This window comes from Clostridium sp. CX1, from assembly GCF_025398335.1.
In the GTDB taxonomy this organism is placed as follows: domain Bacteria; phylum Bacillota; class Clostridia; order Clostridiales; family Clostridiaceae; genus Clostridium_AM; species Clostridium_AM tanneri.
This window is the reverse complement of the sequence record NZ_JAODOO010000006.1, coordinates 15,974-37,478: the sequence shown is the minus strand read 5'-3', so window position 1 is coordinate 37,478 and position 21,505 is coordinate 15,974. Positions and strand designations below refer to the sequence as shown.

Annotated in this window: 16 protein-coding genes; 13 read left to right on the top strand and 3 right to left on the bottom strand. The window is 32.1% G+C overall.

All coding sequences use genetic code 11. The annotated features are described in order from the left end of the window. Nucleotides 1-375 precede the first annotated feature (375 nt). Nucleotides 376-2,448, top strand: coding sequence for a methyl-accepting chemotaxis protein (locus N4T77_RS08185; protein WP_261671279.1), 2,073 nt, complete (start codon nucleotides 376-378; stop codon nucleotides 2,446-2,448). Nucleotides 2,449-2,730: 282 nt separating this feature from the next. Here N4T77_RS08185 and N4T77_RS08180 read toward each other — a convergent pair whose 3' ends face one another. Further along, nucleotides 2,731-4,413: a methyl-accepting chemotaxis protein gene (locus N4T77_RS08180; RefSeq protein ID WP_261671278.1), complete on the bottom strand. Its 1,683-nt coding sequence runs from the start codon at nucleotides 4,411-4,413 to the stop codon at nucleotides 2,731-2,733. A gap of 326 nt (nucleotides 4,414-4,739) precedes the next feature. Here N4T77_RS08180 and N4T77_RS08175 point away from each other — a divergent pair, with 326 nt between their 5' ends. From N4T77_RS08175 to N4T77_RS08150, 6 genes are all read left to right on the top strand, one after another. Then, nucleotides 4,740-5,423, top strand: a complete 684-nt coding sequence (locus N4T77_RS08175) for a DedA family protein (RefSeq protein WP_261671277.1) — start codon at nucleotides 4,740-4,742, stop codon at nucleotides 5,421-5,423. Nucleotides 5,424-5,555: 132 nt separating this feature from the next. After that, nucleotides 5,556-8,027 carry an ATP-dependent DNA helicase gene (locus N4T77_RS08170; protein WP_261671276.1) on the top strand — a complete coding sequence of 824 codons (2,472 nt, stop codon included), beginning with the start codon at nucleotides 5,556-5,558 and terminating at the stop codon, nucleotides 8,025-8,027. Between the two features lie 33 nt (nucleotides 8,028-8,060). After that, the gene (locus N4T77_RS08165) at nucleotides 8,061-8,705 is read left to right on the top strand and encodes an HDIG domain-containing metalloprotein (RefSeq protein ID WP_261671275.1); all 645 of its coding nucleotides are present in this window, start codon (nucleotides 8,061-8,063) and stop codon (nucleotides 8,703-8,705) included. Between the two features lie 228 nt (nucleotides 8,706-8,933). Continuing rightward, the gene (locus tag N4T77_RS08160; protein WP_261671274.1) at nucleotides 8,934-9,365 is read left to right on the top strand and encodes a hypothetical protein; all 432 of its coding nucleotides are present in this window, start codon (nucleotides 8,934-8,936) and stop codon (nucleotides 9,363-9,365) included. Between the two features lie 204 nt (nucleotides 9,366-9,569). Then, the gene (locus tag N4T77_RS08155; protein ID WP_261671273.1) at nucleotides 9,570-12,131 is read left to right on the top strand and encodes an EAL domain-containing protein; all 2,562 of its coding nucleotides are present in this window, start codon (nucleotides 9,570-9,572) and stop codon (nucleotides 12,129-12,131) included. Between the two features lie 100 nt (nucleotides 12,132-12,231). Continuing rightward, nucleotides 12,232-12,921, top strand: a complete 690-nt coding sequence (locus N4T77_RS08150) for a murein L,D-transpeptidase family protein (RefSeq protein WP_261671272.1) — start codon at nucleotides 12,232-12,234, stop codon at nucleotides 12,919-12,921. Nucleotides 12,922-12,987: 66 nt separating this feature from the next. Here N4T77_RS08150 and N4T77_RS08145 read toward each other — a convergent pair whose 3' ends face one another. After that, nucleotides 12,988-14,154 (bottom strand): cysteine desulfurase, encoded by a 1,167-nt coding sequence (locus tag N4T77_RS08145; protein WP_261671271.1) that lies wholly within the window; start codon nucleotides 14,152-14,154, stop codon nucleotides 12,988-12,990. Between the two features lie 124 nt (nucleotides 14,155-14,278). Continuing rightward, nucleotides 14,279-14,854 (bottom strand): hypothetical protein, encoded by a 576-nt coding sequence (locus N4T77_RS08140; protein ID WP_261671270.1) that lies wholly within the window; start codon nucleotides 14,852-14,854, stop codon nucleotides 14,279-14,281. 125 nt (nucleotides 14,855-14,979) lie between these two features. Here N4T77_RS08140 and N4T77_RS08135 point away from each other — a divergent pair, with 125 nt between their 5' ends. Genes N4T77_RS08135 through N4T77_RS08110 form a run of 6 tightly spaced genes read left to right on the top strand, consistent with a single transcriptional unit; the run spans nucleotide 14,980 to nucleotide 21,423 of the window. After that, the gene (locus tag N4T77_RS08135) at nucleotides 14,980-16,572 is read left to right on the top strand and encodes a spore germination protein (RefSeq protein WP_261671269.1); all 1,593 of its coding nucleotides are present in this window, start codon (nucleotides 14,980-14,982) and stop codon (nucleotides 16,570-16,572) included. Nucleotides 16,573-16,623: 51 nt separating this feature from the next. Continuing rightward, entirely contained in the window at nucleotides 16,624-17,823 is a 1,200-nt protein-coding gene (locus tag N4T77_RS08130; protein WP_261671268.1) for a Ger(x)C family spore germination protein, read from the top strand. A 5-nt stretch (nucleotides 17,824-17,828) separates the two neighbouring features. Next, nucleotides 17,829-18,062, top strand: coding sequence for a hypothetical protein (locus tag N4T77_RS08125; protein ID WP_261671267.1), 234 nt, complete (start codon nucleotides 17,829-17,831; stop codon nucleotides 18,060-18,062). Between the two features lie 36 nt (nucleotides 18,063-18,098). Continuing rightward, nucleotides 18,099-19,193 (top strand): endospore germination permease, encoded by a 1,095-nt coding sequence (locus N4T77_RS08120; RefSeq protein WP_261671266.1) that lies wholly within the window; start codon nucleotides 18,099-18,101, stop codon nucleotides 19,191-19,193. A gap of 39 nt (nucleotides 19,194-19,232) precedes the next feature. Further along, on the top strand, nucleotides 19,233-20,327 hold the full coding sequence (locus tag N4T77_RS08115; protein WP_261671265.1) for a spore germination protein: 1,095 nt from the start codon (nucleotides 19,233-19,235) through the stop codon (nucleotides 20,325-20,327). Between the two features lie 7 nt (nucleotides 20,328-20,334). Next, complete coding sequence (locus tag N4T77_RS08110; protein WP_261671264.1) at nucleotides 20,335-21,423, top strand: spore germination protein; 1,089 nt, start codon at nucleotides 20,335-20,337, stop codon at nucleotides 21,421-21,423. The last annotated feature ends 82 nt before the right edge of the window (nucleotides 21,424-21,505 follow it).

The window sequence follows — 21,505 nt, the reverse complement described above, 5'->3', positions numbered from 1 at the left end:
TTATAGTTCTTTGGAATAATTTAGTGATAAATTCAATATATTTATATTTTATCACAATTTCCAGTACTTTGGGAGTAATTTACTTTACTATTTTATTCTTATTTTTATTAGAAATCTTTTACTTACTTTTTTCTCAGTAAGATGTAATTATAAGAAAACAAGGCACTAGAAATAGTTACACTTGTTAAGGGTTGTAAATTCTGTTTTACGACATAAAATTAGTAGATTTTTTCACAAAAAAAGAGGAATTTGGAAGATGGTGTAGAATTTATTTTCTGACGTAGAATTTATTTTTTGTTGAGTTAACAGAATTTATATGGGGATTAGGTTATTGTTATTAATGCACTTTAAAATTTGCAGGAGGGGAATATTGTTATGAAGAAAATTAGAAGCAAAATCATTCTAGGAATATTAGTTTGTACCTTTATAATGGCACTGTTAATTGGTGTAACTAGTATAAACGAGGCATCAAGAGCAATAGATAAGGAGGCTAGAGATAAGCTTCTTTCTATTACAGAGAGTAAGTCAAAGGATTTCAGCGCAATGTTTAAAGATATAGAAAAAACTGTAGATTTTGTATCTAATACAGTTTTGTCGGATTTTGATTTAGAAAAAGCAAAGTCGGACCCCGCTTATCTACAGGAATATGAAAATAAGATAGAACCTCTTATTAGAAAATTAGGAGAAACTACAGATGGGGCAATGGGAAGCTATATATACTTTAATCCTGAACTTGTAAATGTATTAAATTATGTTTCCTACGATGATACAGATAAGGATAAAAAATTTACAAGGAAGACTTCTTATACTATTGATAACTTTAAGAAGGACAATAAAGATATGGATTGGTTTTATGGACCAGTGAAAAAAGGAGCTGGAACATGGAGTGATATTTACGTAGATATGCATTCAAAGGTAGAAATGATTTCTTATGGTAAGCCTATTTTAATAAATAATACTTTAGTTGCTGTTGCTGGTATGGATGTTGATTTCAATTTATTTCGAAATGCCATTAACAAGATAAAGCTATATGATTCAGGCTACTCATATTTAGTGTCGGCAGAAGGAAATATGTTAGTTCATCCTAAATACAAGAGAGAGAATACTATATTCTCAGTAGAAAACGGAACTTTTAAAAATGTATGGGATGAATTTAAGAAAAATAAATCAGGAGTAACAGAGTATAATTATAATGGAAAAAAGATGACAGGATACTATACTATGCCTAACGGGTATATTCTGAGTACTAGCGTTCCTTATAATGAAGTTTTAGCAAGTATTAATAAGTTAGAATTACTGATACCTATTATAGTAGTAGCAGGTATGATTATAGCTGTAATAGTTGCGGTACTTATTGCTAATAAAATCTCAAAACCTCTTATGGAAGCTATAAGATTATTGAATAAGATTTCCAAACTAGATCTAACTTATGATATCAGTTACGAAAAGTTAGCAACAAATAAAGATGAGATAGGAATTATGGCTCATGCACTGGGAGCAATGAGAGAATCCTTGCAGACTATGGTGGGAAGCATTAAAGGTGGTTCAAGAAATACTGCCACTAGCGCTGAGGAACTATCAATTATATCTAAAGAAAATGCTAATTCTATCGATGCAGCTGCAAAGGCCACATCCGAAATTGCACAAGGATCTACTGAACTTGTTAAAAACGTAGAAGTTGGAGTAGAAAAGCTAGACTATTTAGCTAAACAGATAAATAATTCTGTAACAAACTCAAACCTAATCAGAACTAATATGGATAAAACCAGCAAAGTTAACGCAGAAGGTATAGAATATGTAAATAAGTTAGAGACTGCAGTTAAGGAAAATGTTCAAGTTATAGAGAAGGTAACTTACCAGGTTAGTGAACTAAATAATAAGTCTGAATTGATAGGTAAAATTACAGATACTATTAAATCTATTACAGATCAGATTAATTTGTTATCTTTAAATGCAGCTATTGAGGCTGCCAGAGCTGGAGAACAGGGTAAGGGTTTTGCGGTAGTAGCAGATGAAATTAGGAAACTAGCTAGCGAAACGGCTACGTCCACAAAGGAAATTGAGAACATTGTCAGAGATTTTAAGTCAAACATTGAGGATACTAAACAACAAGTTGGTGAAGCGAAAACTGTTATTGATAAAACAAATGAAGTTTCTAAAAATACAAAAAAAGCTTTTTCAGCTATTGATAAATCAGTTTCTAATGTTATAAAGCAAGTTGACATGCTTATAGAGAATATTAACAGCATAGGTGAAAATAAGAACGAAGTAGTTAATTCTGTGGATAGCATATCTGCAATTTCTCAGGAGACTGCAGCAACTATTGAAGAAATCTCAGCATCTGTTCAGGAACAATCTGCAAGTATGGAACTTCTTTTTAAATCTACCAATGAGTTAAGCAATATAGCTATGGATTTAGAGAAACAAGTAGATAAGTTTATAATTTAAAAGTTTGAAATTTTAGGTAACAGAGCAAGATAAGGAGATGTAGTTTTATTCCTGCTCTATTATCTATATTTATTTGTAATTATATGATATTGCTCTAAAGTTAATATGCCCTTAGAGTTAAAATTTAATTCATAGGCATCTAAACTCTAATGGTTGCAATTTCCGGTTTGAAAGAGATAAAACATATATTATAATAAAAATATCTCCTTTTTAAACTTAATTTTGTTTGTTGTTATTTAAGTAAAGGGAAAGCTTGATTAAGAAGACAAGCTTTCCCTTTTTTTATATTTTAAATCTATTAAGTTGGGATGTGATCTTCTGTGCTACTTCATTTAGCTTCTGTGCGGAATTTGATACCTCTTCCGAACTTGCACTCATTTCCTCACTGGAGGCAGAGATTTGTTCTGCAGCAGCAGAAGTCTCCTCAGATACAGAAGATACAATTTCTATCTTTTCTACTATCTGGTCTTTTTCTACATTAATAGTCATAGCTGAATCTTTTATAGCATTCATTTGAGGAAGTATTACCTGGATGGCTGCTACAATCTCCTTGAAAGAATTTATTGAATCCTTAATTCCTTCTACTTGATTAAATAGTACATCTTTAACCTGCTTAGTGGAATCAGTAACTACACTAGACCTTCCTGTTATATCATTTAGAAGTTTATTTATGTCAAGAGAAGACTCTTTAGACTGTTCAGCTAGTTTTCTAATTTCATCTGCAACTACAGAGAAACCCCTTCCAGCCTCTCCAGCTCTAGCTGCTTCTATGGCAGCATTTAAAGCTAGTAAATTTGTTTGATCTGCTATATTGTTAATAACAGTAGTAATTTCATTAATCTTTTTCATATCTTTCTCAAACCCTAATATCTCACTAATTAGTCCTGAAAAAGCATTATTTAATTCTTTTATTGAGTTTGACATTGCTTGCAGTTCAGTACTGCTGTCCTTTGCCATTGAATCTATTCTTAGAGCACTGTCATCAACGTCATCTATTTTTCTGCTAATATTATTTACTTCATCACCGAAATTAGCGGTTCTATCATTTACTGCCCCTAGCTGCTCAGCCTGTTCGGAAGCCCCTTGAGCAACTTCTTGTATAGCGTTTGCAACTTCCTGAGATGAAGAACTTAACTCTTCTGATATAGCGGATAAGCTTTCTGCTTGCTCGTGAAGTATACTAGAGTTAGCTTGAATTCCTTTAATCATTCCTGATATATTTAAAACCATAGAGTTAAAGTTATCTGAAAGCTCCTTTAGTTCATCTTGTCTATTTAACTTAATAGGTTGAATTTTTAAATTTCCAGACTTAACTTCATTCATAGCTTCAGCAATTCTTTCTATAGGGTTTGATATCTTTTTAGACATAAAGAAGGTTATTATAGAAGTTAAAATCAATATAATAAACCCAACTCCAAATACAACAAGTAATGCTTTGTTTTGTGTTCCTGTAAAATCTTTAATATCTCCACTTAATACAACATACATGTCCCATTTCTCATAGTAAGTATAGTAAGCAAATTTCTTCTTCCCTTGCCAATCGTATTTAAGTTCTTTAACCATTGCATGTCCATACTTTTGATTTGAAAATTCACTGTTATTTTTGATCATTTCTTTTATGAAATCATATTGGTTTCCATCAGTGCCTATAAGTTTTGTATCAGGATGAAAGATAAATTTTCCCTTAGAGTCAAAGGTGTATCCGTATCCATTATTTCCAACTTGACGAGAGATTATGTATTTAGAAAAAGCAATTTTAGCTTCTTCTTCTGTTTTAGAGTTAAAATTTAGTCCATCTGCAACATCCCAGGCGCACATAACCCTTTCTTCCATTTGAATTCTTAGAGTTTTATTTGATTCACCAACAATGGTAAAGTAACTAGGTACTGCAATAGCTATTAATGTAATTAGAATCAAAGAAACGATTGAAATTACTAATTTTACACTAAGTTTTTTCATATTCATATATTTACTCCTTTCAGGATTAAAATCTAATATTATTTATCGATAGTATATATTTATGCTATAAAGAGGCTAGAATATTATCACAACTTATTATAAGGACTTTATAATTATGTTAGAACTAAGTTAGTTGCAAGAGTTATATCTATCATAAGTGAATTATAACAGATTTTGGATTGAAATAAAAGTAATAATTATTAAAAAGTAATAATTATTACTTTTATGGTTTATAACCTGTTAATACTCTCTTCATTGAATTTGAGGAGAAAGTAGTATATACTATATCCGTAAATATAATAATTAAATAATGTATAAAAGGAGAAGTGTAAATGGATTTACTAAAGAGTTTTATAGATGTTATTATTCATCTTGATAAGTATTTAAACATAGTAATACAAAACTACGGAACAGGAACATATTTAATTTTATTCTTAATTGTATTCTGTGAGACTGGATTGGTAGTACTTCCTTTTCTTCCAGGAGATTCTTTGCTCTTCGCAGCAGGAGCTTTCGCAGCTCTTGGATCACTAAATGTTTACTTGCTATTTTCACTTTTAGTCATCGGAGCTATTCTTGGAAATACAGTAAATTACTATGTAGGAAGAGCTATTGGACCTAAAGTATTTAGTAAAGAAAATGTTAAGTTTCTTAATAAAGAATATTTAGATAAGACTCAGGCTTTTTACGATAAGCATGGAGGAATAACTATAATAGTAACAAGATTTATGCCTATAATACGTACTTTTGCGCCCTTTGTAGCGGGAATTGGAAAAATGAATTTTGTTAAGTTTATGTCTTATAATATAGCTGGTGGAGTATTATGGGTTGCTTTATTTGTATTTGGTGGATATTTCTTTGGAAATATTCCTATTGTGAAGAAAAACTTCACTGTGGTTATCTTTGCTATAATTTTCATTTCGTTACTTCCAGCAGTAATAGGAGTATTAAAAGAGAAATTTGGGAAAAAAAAACAGGTTAATGAATCAAATGAACTAGATAACAAGATAATATAGAAGATAAGTATAATTCAATAACTATAGGGTTCCAAGCTTTAAGAGTGGAACCCTATAGTTATTTGTGAGTCTAACATAAAAATCCAATTGTAAAATATAAGAACATTCTTTAGAATGTAAATAGGTGATTTTATGGAAAGTAATATAATTAGGATATCCGTAAGAAATTTAGTAGAATTTATTTTAAGAAGTGGAGATTTAGATAGTAGATTTACGGGATTTAGTAGAGCACAAGAAGGTACTAAGGCTCATCAAAAGCTTCAAAAAGAATATAAAGATAAATACTCTGAGGAAAGACAGGTACAGTTAGAGGAGATTGATCAAACTAAAAATATAAGAATTGAATACAATGCAGAGGTGAGTTTAAAGCATACCTTTGAATATAAAGATTTCTCCTTTGTAATTGAAGGCCGTGCAGATGGAATAATAGTAAAAGATGAGGAGGTAACTATAGATGAAATAAAAAGTGTAACAAGACCACTAGAGTTTATAGACGAAAATTATAATCCTCTTCACTGGGCTCAGGCTAAATGTTATGCCTATATCTATGGTGTTCAAAATAACCTATCACATATCAATGTACAAATATCATATTATAATTTAAATAGTAATACGACTAAAAGGCTGGTAAAAGGCTTTGATATAGAGGAACTACAGCAATTTTTATTTTTTTTATTAGATAGTTATTACTTTTGGGCTAACTTCACTAGAGATTGGATGATAAAGAGGAATATTTCAATAAAGAATATGTCCTTTCCCTTTGAAGCTTATAGAAAGGGTCAAAGGGAACTAGCTGTTGCAGTGTATGGGACTATAAAGGAAGGAAAGAAACTTTTTGCACAAGCACCTACAGGAATAGGAAAAACTATATCCACACTGTTTCCTTCTGTAAAGGCAATGGGAGAAGGGTTAATTACAAAAGTATTCTATTTAACAGCTAAAACAATAACGAGAACTGTTGTAGAAGAAACGGTATTAAAAATGGGTGTTGCAGGATTACAACTAAAAACAATAACGCTGACAGCTAAGGATAAAATATGTTTTCAAGAAAAGTCTTCTTGTAATCCTGAAGACTGCCAATATGCAAAAGGACATTTCGATAGGGTAAATGAAGCTATTAAGGAAATTTTGACTAAAGAAAACATTATGAGTAGAGAAGTGATAGTAAAGTATTCAGATAAATATAAAATTTGCCCCTTTGAATTTTCACTAGATTTAGCACTATTAGCTGATTGTGTTATTTGCGATTACAATTATGCCTTTGATCCAAGAGTTTACTTGAGAAGGTTTTTTGATAGCGGAGAAGAGGATTATGTATTTTTGATTGATGAAGCACATAATTTAGTAGATAGAGCTAGAGAAATGTTTTCAGCAGAACTTAATAAGAGTTCCTTTTTAGAGTTGAAAAAGGTTATGAAGAAAGTAGCGCCTAAGGTTGCTAGAGCTCTTGAAAAAATAAATTCTTGTATGTTAGGGTTTAGAAAGCTATGTGAAGGGGAGGCTTTGGAAAAAGACTCCATAGATGGATATAGTGATGTAAATACAGAGTTAAAGATGGCAGATAAGAATGTGTATATACAAAAAAAAGAATTTGAAGAAATATATCCCCTTTTAAGAAGATTTTCCTCTGAAGCTGAAGAATTTCTTACTAGTAATGAAAAGATAGAAAACCAAGAGGAACTGTTAGAATTATATTTTAACGTGCTTACATATACTAGAATAGCAGAATTATATGATGAACACTTTGTTAATTACTTGCAAAAAATCAATAGTGATGTAAAAATGAAAATATTTTGCCTAGACCCTTCTCATCTTCTAAGGGAGGCTATGAAAAGAGCAAAGGCTATTATTCTGTTTTCAGCTACACTATCACCTATGAATTATTTTAAAGAGATATTAGGTGGAACTAAAGATGATTATTCAGTTAGATTGTTATCACCTTTTTCTGTAGAAAATAGAAAACTGTTAATTGCAGATAGAGTTTCTACAAAATATAAGCATAGAGAAAACACTTATTCTACAGTATCAGAGTATATAAAGGCTGCTGTTGACAATAAAGTAGGAAATTATTTAGTGTTTTTTCCATCCTATAGCTACATGGAAAGGGTTTATGAGGATTTTAGTGAGAACTATCCTGGATATGGCACTATAATACAAAAAAACAATATGGTAGAAGAAGAACGAGAGATTTTTTTAGGAAATTTTCAGGAAGGTAATGGAGAAACGCTAGTAGCCTTTGCCGTATTGGGAGGAATATTTTCAGAAGGCATAGATTTAAAGGAAAACAGACTAATTGGTGCTGTTATTGTTGGAGTAGGACTACCTCAGCTTTCTTTGGAGAGAGATATAATAATGGACTACTTTAACAAAAAGAATAGTTCTGGCTACGAATATTCTTATATGTATCCTGGCATGAATAAAGTATTACAGGCTGCAGGAAGAGTAATTAGGACAGAAAGAGATAAAGGTATTATTTTATTAATAGATGAAAGGTTCGGAAATAGAGCATATAAGAATCTTTTTCCAAAAGAATGGCATCCTAATACAGTTGTCAGAAGTGCTAGAGATATACAAAATAATATAAATGATTTTTGGAGAAAATAATATCACTAATTCTTAAAAGAAGGTGAGAACTAGATGGAAGATTTACAGGAAATATTTAAAGACTTTGATAAACATTTGATGTCAGATGAAGAGCCTTCAAGATATTTTAATGAATTAATAAAAAGTGGAGTATTTGAAAATACTTACCCCCTTACTATGTTAGGAGATTTAATTAAAACTCCCCAATCACCAGTATATCATCCAGAAGGAAGTGTATGGAATCATACTATGCTTGTGATTAATGAAGCTGCAAAGAGAAAGAACAAAAGTGAAGATTCAAAAGCCTTTATGTGGGCAGCTCTTCTTCATGATATTGGAAAGGCACCAACCACAAAAATGAGAAAGGGAAGAATAACTTCCTATGATCATGATAGGGTAGGTAAAAAACTTTCTATAGAATTTTTAAGAGAGTTTAATTGCAGCGAAGATTTTATAAAAAAGGTATCTTCTATAGTAAGGTGGCATATGCATACTTTATTTGTAGTTAAAAACTTACCTTTTGCAGATGTTAATACCATGATAAAAGAAGTTAGTATTAAAGAGATAGGATTATTTTCTTTATGTGATAGACTTGGCAGAGGTAATATAACTCCAGAAAAAGTGAAAGAAATACATGAAAATATAGAGTATTTTACTAGAAAATGTGAAAAGTATATGGCTGTGCCGATTCATAATTAACCATTAGTTATAATTAATAGTAGAATAGATAGCTAATTACTACAAAAAGGCTTTTCTCAGCTTAACTGAGAAAAGCCTTTTCTTTAGAGCTTAATATATGTTAATTATTATTCAAAAATATTTTTAATTTAAGTAATATTATTCCATAACTCATCATATGGTAAAGTGTGTTTACTATTTATATGTTAGAAATGATGTAAACATAATAAACTATTTGGGGATGATATTATGGAAAAACTAAAATCATTTATATTGGACATTCTTATGTTCATGATTATACTTTCAGTCGTATCTGTAGCAGGACTAATAGACATAAGGACATCACAATCTAATGAAGGGTCACCTATAGAAAAAGAAATAGGATTGCAATTAGAAAAGTATAATAATGATATTAAGACTATGGGAGATAAAATAGCTAAAGAAACTAAGGAACTTGAGGAATTAAAAAAACAGATAGATAGCATGAAGGACAATAACAACTCTAAAAGTTGGAATAGCAGCATAATAACCTACAACACCAAGTTAACTCAGTATAAAAAAGATATGGAGGAATATAACAAGAAAATAGAAGAACATAATAAAATCTATAGTCAATATACATTACTTGGAGAAAAAAATGAAAGTGTCCTAGTATGGGTTAAGACGCTAATAGGAATATGATAAGACAAAGTTAATAGGCTTTGTCTTATTTTTATACTTGTACTAATATTTTGAATTATCTCAGTACTAAATAGTCCTTACCAATTGAAAATAGCTCTGTATTAGAGTAAAATTTAAATTACTAGGTGTATGTTTAGTACAATTATGTTAAATAATGCTTGATTTTTTATATACAGTAAAAATTTATAGGCAAGAGGTAAGATTATGAAGTGGATAAAAAATATGAAGATAAGGCAGAAGCTTTTAAGTGCATTCTTACTTGTATCCTTATTTATAGCAGCTGTTGATTTTATATCTATAAGCAGTATGCAGAGAATAAAATATAATTCGGAAAGTGTTTATGCAAATAATCTCGTTTCAATACATGATTTAGATGTATTAAACGAAAATATTTTAGATATTCGTTCAAGTATACTAACTATTATAAACACAAACTTTGATGAAGATAACATATATAGGACTTTAAATCGAATAGAATACTTAGATAGAGTAAATAAAGCCCTTATGAGTAAATATGAAAGAACTAAATCCACTAATCATGAGAAGGATATCTATTCTAATTTCAAACAGGAATATGAAAGTTATATAGCAGAAAGAAATGAGATAATTAAACTTATCCAAAAAGGAAATTTTGAAGAAGCTAAAATAGAAGTTCAAAAGGCTTCGAAAATTAAAGATAGTGTGTTTAAGTCACTAGATACACTCATAAGTATTAATATGAATAATGCAATGCAGAGCAACATAAGAAGTGATGAGGTATATAATAGAGTATCATTAGCAATTAAGCTTTTAATGGTTGCTGAATTATTTACAGCAGTATTCCTAGGAATTTATATTTCCAAGTATATGTCCACACAGTTGGAAAAGGAATTAAAGTTTGCTGAAGAATTAGCTGAAGGTAATTTAAATGGAGTTATTGATATAGACACTAAAGATGAGTTTGGTGTGTTATCAAAAAAATTAAATAAGGCAGCGGAAAATACTTTAGAACTCATAGAAGAGCTTACTGCTAAAGAAGAGGAGCTAAGAGAGCAGATGAGTGAGCTGCAGAATATGCATGAAAAACTAATGCTTAGTGAAGAGAGGTATAGGCTGGCTATAGATGGGGCAAATGATGGTATTTGGGATGCAGACTTTGTAAATAATAAAATTTTTGTATCAGATAGATGCAAAGAAATTATGGGACTTCAATCTAAAGGGAATAACTATAACTTGGATTACTGGCTTACAATGGTATTTGGATACGATAGAGAATATATTATGAATAAAATTACAGAAAACTTTGAAGAAAATACATCTTTTTATAGTTTTGAATTTCCTGTGTGCACTCCTTTTGGTGAATACAAATATGTTTTATGTAGAGGCAAAGCTATAAAAAGCAAAAAAGGATATGTGTCGCATATGGCAGGTTCACTTACAGACATAACTGAAAGAAAGAAAGCTGAGGAAATAATTAGTAATATGGCTTATTACAGTGAAATCACAGGTTTACCTAATAGAACCTATGTTATGAAAAAACTATACAATCATGTGGAAGATTTAGCAGTTAATAATAAAAGTTTTGCCCTATTCTTTCTAGATATGGATAACTTTAAGACAGTAAATGACAGTTATGGTCATGATGTTGGAGATGGATTTTTAAGTAAGGCCGCTGAACTGTTTAAAAGTTGTTTAAAGGAAGGAGATGAGGTATGTCATCTAGGTGGAGATGAATTTATATTCTTAATTTCCTCCTGTGAGGAAGCAAAAGAAATTACTGAAATTGCAGAATTAATACTAGATATATTTAAAAGGCCCTTTAATATAAAAGGTCATGAGATTCTCTATGTTACAGCTAGTATGGGAATTGCTATCAGTCCTTGTGATGGAAGAGATCTAGAAGAACTGCTAAAAAATGCAGATACTGCTATGTACTATGCTAAAAATACTGGAAGAAATAAATTTGAGTTCTTTAATGGGCATATGAACTCTGAGGTAGTAGAAAAGATAAAAATGAAAAGCGAGTTGAGTAATGCACTTATTAATAGAGAATTTACTGTGTTTTATCAACCAAAGGTCTCTGCTAAAGAGGGTACTATCGTAGGAGTTGAGGCTTTAGTAAGATGGCAAAATCCTAAGGAAGGATTAGTTTCTCCAGGGAGATTTATTCCTGTTGCAGAAGAAACTGGTCTAATAGTACCTATTGGTGAGTATGTTCTTAGAAGCGCTTGCATGCAGAGTAAGGCTTGGCAGGAATCTGGCAAAGAGCCCTTGAGATTAGCGGTAAATTTATCTGTAAAGCAACTTCAGAGGAATGATATAGTAGAGGGAATTAAACAAGTATTGCAGGAGACAGGTTTAGAAGCCAAATGGCTTGAGATAGAAATTACAGAAAGTGTTGTCATGGAAAACTTTGATAGAGCTATTGATGTATTATCTGAACTAAAATCTATGGGAATACATATATCTCTAGATGATTTTGGAACCGGATATTCATCACTAAACTATTTGAGAAAGCTTCCTATTAATGCTATAAAAATAGATAAATCATTTATTGATGGACTTCAACCAGGAGCTACAGAAAATCTTATTGCTTCTTCCTTAATAAACTTAGCCCATGGAATAGGAATAAGAGTTGTTGCAGAAGGTGTTGAGAATATAGACCAAATAAACATCTTAAGAAGTTTCAATTGCGATGAAATACAAGGATACTTTTTCAGCAGACCTGTTAACGCAAAGGAATTTGAAAAATTAATAGATAATGAGCAATGCCAGCTGGTTATATAGAATGTTTAATGAGTTGTTAAAAATAATTAAATTTTTAATGGCTCATTTTTGTAATTTGTGTTAAAATTTCTATATAGATGTGTATAGAGGAGTGATAATCTTGAAAAGAAAGAAGAATCTTTCTCCTGTATTATTTTTTGTGTTTGGAATAGTCTTAATTTCTCTTATTACAGGATTATCTATAAAAAGACATGTAAAGAATAAAAACATTGAATCATATAAACAAGTAAATACCAGTAAGGATAAAGAATCTACGGAAACATACAATAGCAATCAAAGTAAAGTTCAGGAACTTGAACTTTTTTTTAGTAAACCGGAGACTACACCAAGCAAGACTTTAGTAAAAGTTTATAAGGAAAAGAGATTGCTAGAGCTTTATGGAGATGGAAAGCTCATAGCAAGATTTAAGATAGGCCTCGGAAGATCTCCTTGGGATGATAAGGAAAAGGAGGGGGATAATAGAACACCAATAGGAACCTATTACATATGCTCTAGAAATGGAGCAACAAAGTACACCTATTTTATGGGACTAAGCTATCCAAACACTAAGGATGCACAAAAAGGTTTTGATAAAGGTCTTATAGATAAAGCTACATATAATAAAATAAAAGATTCTATAGAGTTAAAACAGCAGCCACCATGGAATACTCCACTGGGCGGGGCAGTAGGAATTCATGGTGGAGGAAATAAATATGATTGGACCTATGGTTGTATTGCAATGACAAATGAAGATATAAATTTACTTAAACAGTATACTCCTGTTAAGACTCCCGTTGAGATTTATAAGTAACTAACAGAAATCTTGAGCAGTAAAAAGGGCTCCCTTTTGGAGCCCTTTTTACTGCTCAAGATTGTCTTAAGATATTTTACCTTTAGATGCTTCAATAGATATACTTTTTAAAGCTTTTACGAGTATATCTATGTCTTTCTTTCTATTAAAGTATCCTATACCAATTCTAACTGTCCCTCTATCCAAAGTATCTATAACAGTGTGGGCTGTTGGTGCGCAGTGAAGACCAACCCTTACTGCAATATCATATTTACTATCAAGTTCACGAGCTATTTCCTCTACAGACAGGTTGCCTAAGTTAAAAGATATAACGCCAACTATTTTCTTTGTATCCCTAGGACCATAAATTTTTATACCCTCTACTTCTGTTAGCCTTTTAAGAGCATAGTCTACTAGTTCTTCTTCTTTTTTTCTAATTTTATCTATTCCGATGGAAGAAAGGTAGTTTAAGGATTCACCAAGTCCTACAATACCCGCTGTATTTGGCGTGCCTGTTTCATATTTAGTTGGGAAACCCTCTGGTTGATATGGATTTTTAGAATCACCACCGGTACCTCCAGATTTTAGCGGTGACATGCGAGTATCACAATTTATTAGGAGACCTCCCGTACCAGTAGGGCCTAAAAGACTTTTATGACCAGTAAAAGCTAGGTAGTCTATGTTGTCTTTTACAACATCTATGGGGTATGCGCCTGCAGTTTGAGCTGAATCAACAAGCAGTGGAATTTTATGAGTTTTAGCTATTTTGCCAATTTCTCTTATAGGCTGGATTGTACCTATTACATTGGAGGCATGAGTAAATACTATAAGCTTGGTATTTGGTTTTATTAGTTTCTCTACGTCGATAGGATCAGTAATTCCAGTAGTAGTACAAGCAGTTATGGAAATTTGAACTTTTTTATCTCTTTCTAAAGTCTTTAAAGGTCTTCTTACGGCGTTGTGTTCTAGACTACTGACTATAACATGATCCCCTGATCTTAAGAGACCAGTGATTACTAGATTTAAAGATTCTGTAATATTAGATGTAAATATTACCTTGTTCGGGTCACTGCCGTTAAATAATTTACATATTATTTTACGACAATTAAAGAGGAGATTATCTGTTTCTTTTGCATTTTTATAAGCTCCCCTACCAGCGGTGGCGCCTATCTTTTTCATATAACTAGCCATTGTGTCTATAACTACATTAGGTTTTGGGTAAGAGGTAGATGCATTATCTAGGTAAATTGGCAACTTAAACACTCCTTAATTATGGTTACATTAATATTATATTCTTTTATATAACTAAGGTGCTTTACAATACAAAGATAGAACGGTAAATTAGCTTACCGCTCTATTTTTGTGTTGTAAAATATTATTAACGCATCCACCAAGGTCTTGGTCTATGAGGATAATAAGGATATTGAGGATAGTAAGGATAAGGAGGATAGTAAGGAGGACGGCGACGACGGCGTGGTCGATGGTGATGATGCTGTCTATCCATATCGTCATCATCATGTTCATAAACATCATCAAAATCTTCACGAGTCATATTACAAGGCATCATAGCAGCAGGTTGTATTTGCTGATCATGCATCATAGGGCAGTGCATCATCTGTTGTCCGTGCATCATAGGGCAATGCATATTTTCATGTTCATGCATCATAGGACATTGCATCATCTGCTGTCCATGCATCATAGGACATTGCATACATGGTGAATAATGCATTGGCTGCATTTCAAATGGCATCATTTCAAATCCGTCAGTAGTTTTATCAGTAGTAGTATCAGTAGTGTGGTGGTGATGGTCGGTAGTATGATGATGATGATCAGTAGTATGATCTGTGCAGCCGCACTTATTTTGATGTTTTTTCTTACGAGGATCGTCTACTGCCTCATTAAAGTTTTGATCAAAATCCATATTGTCATTTCTATAATACATAAGTACCTCCATAAAATTAACTACACTATTATACTATTCTGAAGGTAAAAAAAGGTTACAACTTTTAAGAAAATTCCAGTTGAATAAAACTTCTAGTATTAGAAAAAACTATAAAAAAGTAAATAGGGGTTTTGCCTATGAATATCATTAAACATTTTATAAATAAGAGTAAAAGTTCGTCGACATCTAATAGTATTCAATCAGATACAGTTTTTCAAGCGGACCCGTTAAGTTGTAATATACAGGAGAATATCAATAGTATTAATAAGAAGACAGGGAGCAGTTCAGATATAGTTATAAGAGAACTAACCGGTGGAGCAGATAATAGTGTAAGGATAGCAGTGCTCTATACAGAAGGTTTGGTAGATAAAGAGTACATAGTAGATTATGTGCTAGAAAATATAGCAGAGGGACTAAAAGGAAACAGTCTAAATCAGCAGAACTGTTTTGATGCTCTAAAAGGAGTAGACCTTCCTGTAGCTAGTATAAAGGTAATAGAAAAAATAGATAATCTTTTTACAGATCTGCTTTCTGGAGAAACTATTATTTTAATAGACGGATTCAATCAATGCCTTTCTATAACCTCAAAGAAATGGATAGATCGTGGTGTACAAGAGCCAAGTTCTCAGACCGTAGTCAGAGGTCCAAAGGATGGGTTTACAGAAACTTTGAGAACTAATACAGCACTTATTCGAAGGAGAATTAGAGATCCTAATCTTTGGATAGAAACAAAGCAGATTGGAAGGAGAACAAAAACAGATGTAGCTGTTGCTTATATAAAAGGTATAGCAAATGATAAAATCATTCAGGAGCTATATACACGATTAGATAAAATCGATATAGACGGAATATTAGAAAGTGGATATATAGAAGAGCTTATTCAGGATGAAGGCTTCACTGTTTTTCCTACTGTATATAACACCGAGCGGCCAGATGTAGTGGCTGCAGGATTATTAAGTGGGAGAATAGCAATAATAGTAGACGGAACTCCTTTTGTTTTGCTGATACCTGTACTATTTGTTCAATTTTTTCAGGCTAGCGAGGACTATTACAATAGAGCTGATATAAGTACTCTTATACGTATCCTCAGATTTATTTGCTTTATGCTAGCACTACTTGTTCCAGCTACCTATGTGGCAATAACTACCTTTCATCCAGAGATGATTCCAACAACACTGCTTACCAGTCTTGCATCCCAACGTGAAGGAGTGCCTTTTCCTGCAGCTGTAGAGGCTCTGCTTATGGAAGTTACCTTCGAAGTTCTTAGAGAAGCAGGTATTAGAATGCCAAGAGCTATCGGATCAGCTATATCTATTGTAGGGGCGCTAGTATTGGGGCAGGCAGCGGTGGAAGCAGGAATTGTATCACCTATAATGGTAATTATAGTATCTTTTACTGCTATATGCAGTTTTGTATCTCCATCTTTTAATATGGCAATGTCTATAAGAATGCTCCGTTTTGCATTTTTGCTTTTAGCTGCTACCTTTGGATTATTTGGAATTGCTTTAGGGTTAATTACTATGGTACTTCACCTTTGTAGTCTCCGTTCCTTTGGAATTCCTTATTTATATCCTATGGGGCCTTTCAATTTAGAAGATCAGGAAGATTCAGTAATTCGTGTTAATCGGAGAAATATGGTTACACGTTCTCGTTTAATTAACGAAGACGATGTTGTCCGTGAAGGTGCAAGTCTACAAAAGGAAACACAGGATAAAGGCGACGAACAGTAGAATAGTAAACCATAAAGGTAGGAGAATCCTATTGAATAAAGGGGAATGGTTATGAAGAGAAGGATAGCTATAATATTGATTTTCATATCAATGGCAAGTCTACTTACGGGATGCTGGAGCAAAAGAGAGCTGAATGAACTTTCTATTGCGACAGCTATTGGTATTGATAAAAGTGGTGACAAATACACCGTTAGCGTTCAACTTATGAATCCATCAGAAATTGCTGGCCAAAAATCCTCTGGACAACGGGCGGCTTCAGTTGTGTATAAAGCAGAGGGGAAAAGCATATTTGAAGCTTTAAGAAGAATGACCTTGTCTACTTCCAGAAGAATATATGTTTCCCATGTTAGAGTAATTATATTTGGAGAACAAGTATCTAGAGAAGGCATTAAAGATCTGCTAGATTTTTTGTCAAGGGATCATGAAATGAGATCCAATGTATATATGTTGACGGCAAAAAATTCTAGAGCTGAAGATGTTTTAAGCGTATTATCCGTTATTGAAAAGATTGCAGCCAATAAAATATACTTATCTCTTAGAAGCTCAGAACAGTCTTGGGCAGCAACTAGTGTTGTCAAGTTAGATGAATTAATAAATAGTATTAGTAGTAAGGGAAGAGACGCGGTGATGAATGGGGTATTAGTAAAGGGAAATTTAGAAATTGGCAGCACAAATGAGAATATAAAAAACTCCCAACCCCCTGCAACTTTGGCCATAGACAACATAGGGGTATTTAAAAAAGATAAATTAATTGGATGGTTAAGTGAAAAAGAGGGCATAGGGTATAACCAGATAACAGGAAAGATTAAAAGCACAGTTGTTACCGTTAATAGTCCTGAAGGTGGTAACGTAGGTATTGAAATTAAGAATTCAAAGTCCTCAGTAAAAGGAAAGGTTGAAAATGGTAAACCCAAGATATATATAGATTTTAAAGCATCGGGAAATGTGGGAGATGTACAAAGTACTGTAGATGTAACAAAGACAGAAAATATAAGAAAATTAGAAGCGGAAACAGAAAAGAATATGGAAAAAAACATGAAGGAGGTGATAGAGAGAGCGCAAAAAGAGTTTCAGAGTGACATATTTGGCTTTGGAGAAGCTATTCGTAGAAGCAACCCTAAAGAATGGAAAAAAGTTGAGAGAAATTGGAATAATAAATTTAAAGATTTATCTGTAGATATAAATACGACAGTAACTATTAAACAAATTGGAACTACAACAAAACCTATTCCAGGGGAAATTAAGGAGTAAGGAATATGAAAATAGTTTTACTTATACTGCTACTAACTGTAGTTATCATATTGATAGAGGTTCCAGCACTGATAAAAAAAGGACTAAAGAAAGAGTTAAAGGTTTTTTTTGTACTGCTTTTTATTTCAATGTCCTTAAGTATAGCAAAAGGTTTAAACATGAATATACCTAATCCTTTTGATTTATTAACAATTATATACAGTCCTATAATTAAAATTGTAAGCAATATATTTAAATAGAAATCAGTATTTTAAATTTAGAAACGAGGAAATATAATGCTAGAAAGTGGAAGTATTAGTGAACACCAAATTAAGGTCTTAGTAATGTTAAATTTTATAGGCACAGCTGTAATAAATGCACCAGGGGCCTTAATGATGGAGGCAAAACAAGAGGTTTGGATTGTTGGCATTATTGGGTTAATAATTGGATTAGCACTTATGAAACTCTACACGGCTTTAGGAATGATGTTTAAGGGAATGACCATAGTTCAATATTCTAGAAAACTACTTGGTAAGATTTTTGGCACATTGATATCCTTTTGGTTTATTTTGTTTCTAATACTTAACACTTCCGCCTTTCTTTGGATTGAGGGCGATTTTATTTCTACACAGATTATAACTGAAACACCACAATTAGCCACAAATATACTTTTTATGACTGTTGTAATTTTTGCAAGTAGGCTTGGTATAGAAGTATTAGCAAGAACAGCGGAAGTTCTATATCCCTGGGCGGTAGGTGGCATTGTGATTCTAACCATACTTGTATCTCCTTCAATAGAAGTTAGAAATCTAATGCCTATACTGGAAGTGGGCATAAAACCTATAGCTAGAGGAGCATTATTTTATCAAAGTTTTATTTCACTTACATTTGTGGCTTTTTTGATGATTTTTCCTGCCTTTGTTAACAATGTAGAGAATGCGAAAAAATCCTTTTTCACTGGTATGATACTTGCAGGATTATTATTTGAAACTATAATACTAGCAACAGTGCTGGTAATGGGAGCTAATGTGGCCTCTAGAAACCTATACTCTACTTACGCATTAGCGAAGATGATAAGTATAGGTGAATTTGTTGAGAGAATAGAAGCAATAATAGCCATGGTGTGGGTAATTTCAATTTTTTTCAATACAGTATTGTACTTCTATGGAGCATTGATAGCATTGGCCCAATTGCTAGACTTAAAGGATTATAAGGCTTTAACTATACCTTTAGGTATCATAGTAATTATTCTTACAGAAATTAGGTTTCCAAACAGTGCCTATGCCCTTCAATGGAATACTACAACCTGGGTAGCTTACGCACTTACAAATGGATTAGTTATTCCATTACTGCTTTTGGTAGTTGGTAAAATAAAAGGTAAGAAGACCTAAGTATATTCTATACAAACAAAAGGTAAAGGAGCGCTATCTATGACAAAATACAAAATTAGCTTAAGACAGCTATTTGCCATGATGGTATTATTTCAGCAAGGCAGTGCAGTAGTTGTAGGATTAGGAATGAAGGCAAAACAGGATGCATGGATAGCTATCCTTTTGGGGATGATCGGTGGATTGACATTATTTATATTATATTTTTATATTTATTTTAAAAATTGCAATTTACCTTTCACCAGTATTATCAAGAAGCTGTTAGGTAGGTACTTAGGAGGTTTTGTTGCAGTTGTTTATATTTTATATTTTGGTTATATTTCTGCAAGAGTACTAAGAGATTTTACTGAGCTTGTTATAACTAGTATTTTAGAAGGAACACCTTTATCTGCAGTCAGTTTTATTATTATAATAGTTGTCGGTTACAGCTGTTATTTAGGAATTGAGGTTTTAGCAAGAACAACTGAAATATTGTTTATAGTAATCTTCCTTCTTACCCTGCTGCTTGTAGTTTTAGTTATAAGTGGTGCTAACCCTGAAATTAAGAATCTTTTACCGATATTAGAAAATGGGTTGAAGCCGATTTTTGCTACAGCATTTCCTTTGACCATAACATTTCCCTTTGGTGAAACTATTGTATTTACAATGTTTTTTTATAATTTAAATAAACCAAAGGCTGGTATAAAATATGGAGCTTATTCCATAATTTTCAGCGGATTACTGTTAAGCTTCATTACTGCAGTGAATATTAGTGTCCTCGGCCCTAGAAGAGCTGGTATGTCTAACTTTCCTCTTTTGGAGACCTTAGAAAAAGTAGAAATTGGAGAATTTGTAACTCGTTTAGACTCAATTGTAGTGCTGATATTAATTATTAATGGATTTGTAAAAATTGCAGTTTTTGCCTATGCTGTGGTAATAGGATTACAAGATATATTTAGGTTTAAGAATTATAGGATAATAATAATTCCTGTTTGTGCTGCTATTCTCATTAGTTCTTTAAAAATGGCATCTAATTACTCAGAACATATCCAAATAGGTTTAGAACTAGTGCCTAAATATATACATATACCACTTCAAATAGTAACGCCATTATTACTAGGTATAATTACTTTCGTTAAGTCTAAAAAAGAAAGGTGAAAAAGTAATGGCAAAGAATGAAAAAATAAGTGAACACGGGTTCAAAGTTTTCGTAGTTCTAACCTTTACTGGAACATCGGTGCTAAATGTTCCAGGAGCTTTAATTGGAAAAGCTAAGCAGGATGCTTGGATTGCAACTATAATTGGTATTATAATCACCCTACTAATAGTAGCTTTTTATAATAAGGTAGCGGTTCAGCTTGGTAACATGACTTTAGTAGGATATGCTCATAAAGTTATGGGAAAAAGAGTTGGAAAAATAATCTCTGTATATTTTGTTCTATTTTTAATCCTTAATTGTGCAGCAATATTATGGATAGTAGGAAACTTTATTTCAACGGAGATTTTAACAGACACTCCCACACTTGTAGTTAATGCTTTGTTTATGATAGTAGTTATTTTTGGGTGCAGATTAGGAATAGAGGTAGTTACTAGATCAGCAGAAGTTTTATATCCTTGGGCAATTGCAGGCTATATTATTTTAATCACTTTTACACTGCCTAGTATAAAATTGACCAATTTTAAGCCTTTTTTTGAGGTGAAGCTAATAGATGTATTCCATGCAGTAATGCTTTTTCAAGCTTTTGTATCCTTAACCTTTGTAGTCTTCTTGATGATTTTTCCAGCATCAATAAAGAATATTAAAGAAGGAAAAAAATCTTTTTATAAAGGAGGAATATTTGCAGGGATTTTACTTTTTGTGTTAACTAATATAACTGTTTTAGTTCTAGGCGCCCAGTGGGCCAGTAGAAGTATGTACCCCAGCTATGCATTGGCCAGAAATATACAATTAGCTAATGCGCTGGAGAGAGTAGAGGCAATTACAGCTATGGTATGGATTATTGCTATATTCTATAAAACAGTTTTATATTTTTATGGAGCTGTTATAGGTTTTAGCGAGATTTTAAGTTTGAAAGACTATAAGGCATTAACTTTACCTTTAGGAGTAATTATAGTTATTCTTTCTCAGGTGATATACCCAGATGTAGTTTATGAAATGAATTGGGATACTACTACTTGGATACCTTATGTCTTTACTAATGCAATCCTTATCCCTTTGTTCCTTATCATAGTTGATAAAATGAAGAATAAATAGGAGTATATTATTGAGTTTACTTATAAAATCATTTTGTATAAGAAAAAATTATAGTTAAGATTGAAACTATTACAAAATGTTA

Bases quoted from the DNA above. Each gene is read 5' to 3' on its own strand.
- N4T77_RS08185 (WP_261671279.1), top strand. From the start codon at position 376: ATGAAGAAAATTAGAAGCAAAATCATTCTAGGAATATTAGTTTGTACC.
- N4T77_RS08180 (WP_261671278.1), bottom strand. From the start codon at position 4,413: ATGAATATGAAAAAACTTAGTGTAAAATTAGTAATTTCAATCGTTTCT.
- N4T77_RS08175 (WP_261671277.1), top strand. From the start codon at position 4,740: ATGGATTTACTAAAGAGTTTTATAGATGTTATTATTCATCTTGATAAG.
- N4T77_RS08170 (WP_261671276.1), top strand. From the start codon at position 5,556: ATGGAAAGTAATATAATTAGGATATCCGTAAGAAATTTAGTAGAATTT.
- N4T77_RS08165 (WP_261671275.1), top strand. From the start codon at position 8,061: ATGGAAGATTTACAGGAAATATTTAAAGACTTTGATAAACATTTGATG.
- N4T77_RS08160 (WP_261671274.1), top strand. From the start codon at position 8,934: ATGGAAAAACTAAAATCATTTATATTGGACATTCTTATGTTCATGATT.
- N4T77_RS08155 (WP_261671273.1), top strand. From the start codon at position 9,570: ATGAAGTGGATAAAAAATATGAAGATAAGGCAGAAGCTTTTAAGTGCA.
- N4T77_RS08140 (WP_261671270.1), bottom strand. From the start codon at position 14,854: ATGGAGGTACTTATGTATTATAGAAATGACAATATGGATTTTGATCAA.
- N4T77_RS08135 (WP_261671269.1), top strand. From the start codon at position 14,980: ATGAATATCATTAAACATTTTATAAATAAGAGTAAAAGTTCGTCGACA.
- N4T77_RS08130 (WP_261671268.1), top strand. From the start codon at position 16,624: ATGAAGAGAAGGATAGCTATAATATTGATTTTCATATCAATGGCAAGT.
- N4T77_RS08125 (WP_261671267.1), top strand. From the start codon at position 17,829: ATGAAAATAGTTTTACTTATACTGCTACTAACTGTAGTTATCATATTG.
- N4T77_RS08120 (WP_261671266.1), top strand. From the start codon at position 18,099: ATGCTAGAAAGTGGAAGTATTAGTGAACACCAAATTAAGGTCTTAGTA.
- N4T77_RS08115 (WP_261671265.1), top strand. From the start codon at position 19,233: ATGACAAAATACAAAATTAGCTTAAGACAGCTATTTGCCATGATGGTA.
- N4T77_RS08110 (WP_261671264.1), top strand. From the start codon at position 20,335: ATGGCAAAGAATGAAAAAATAAGTGAACACGGGTTCAAAGTTTTCGTA.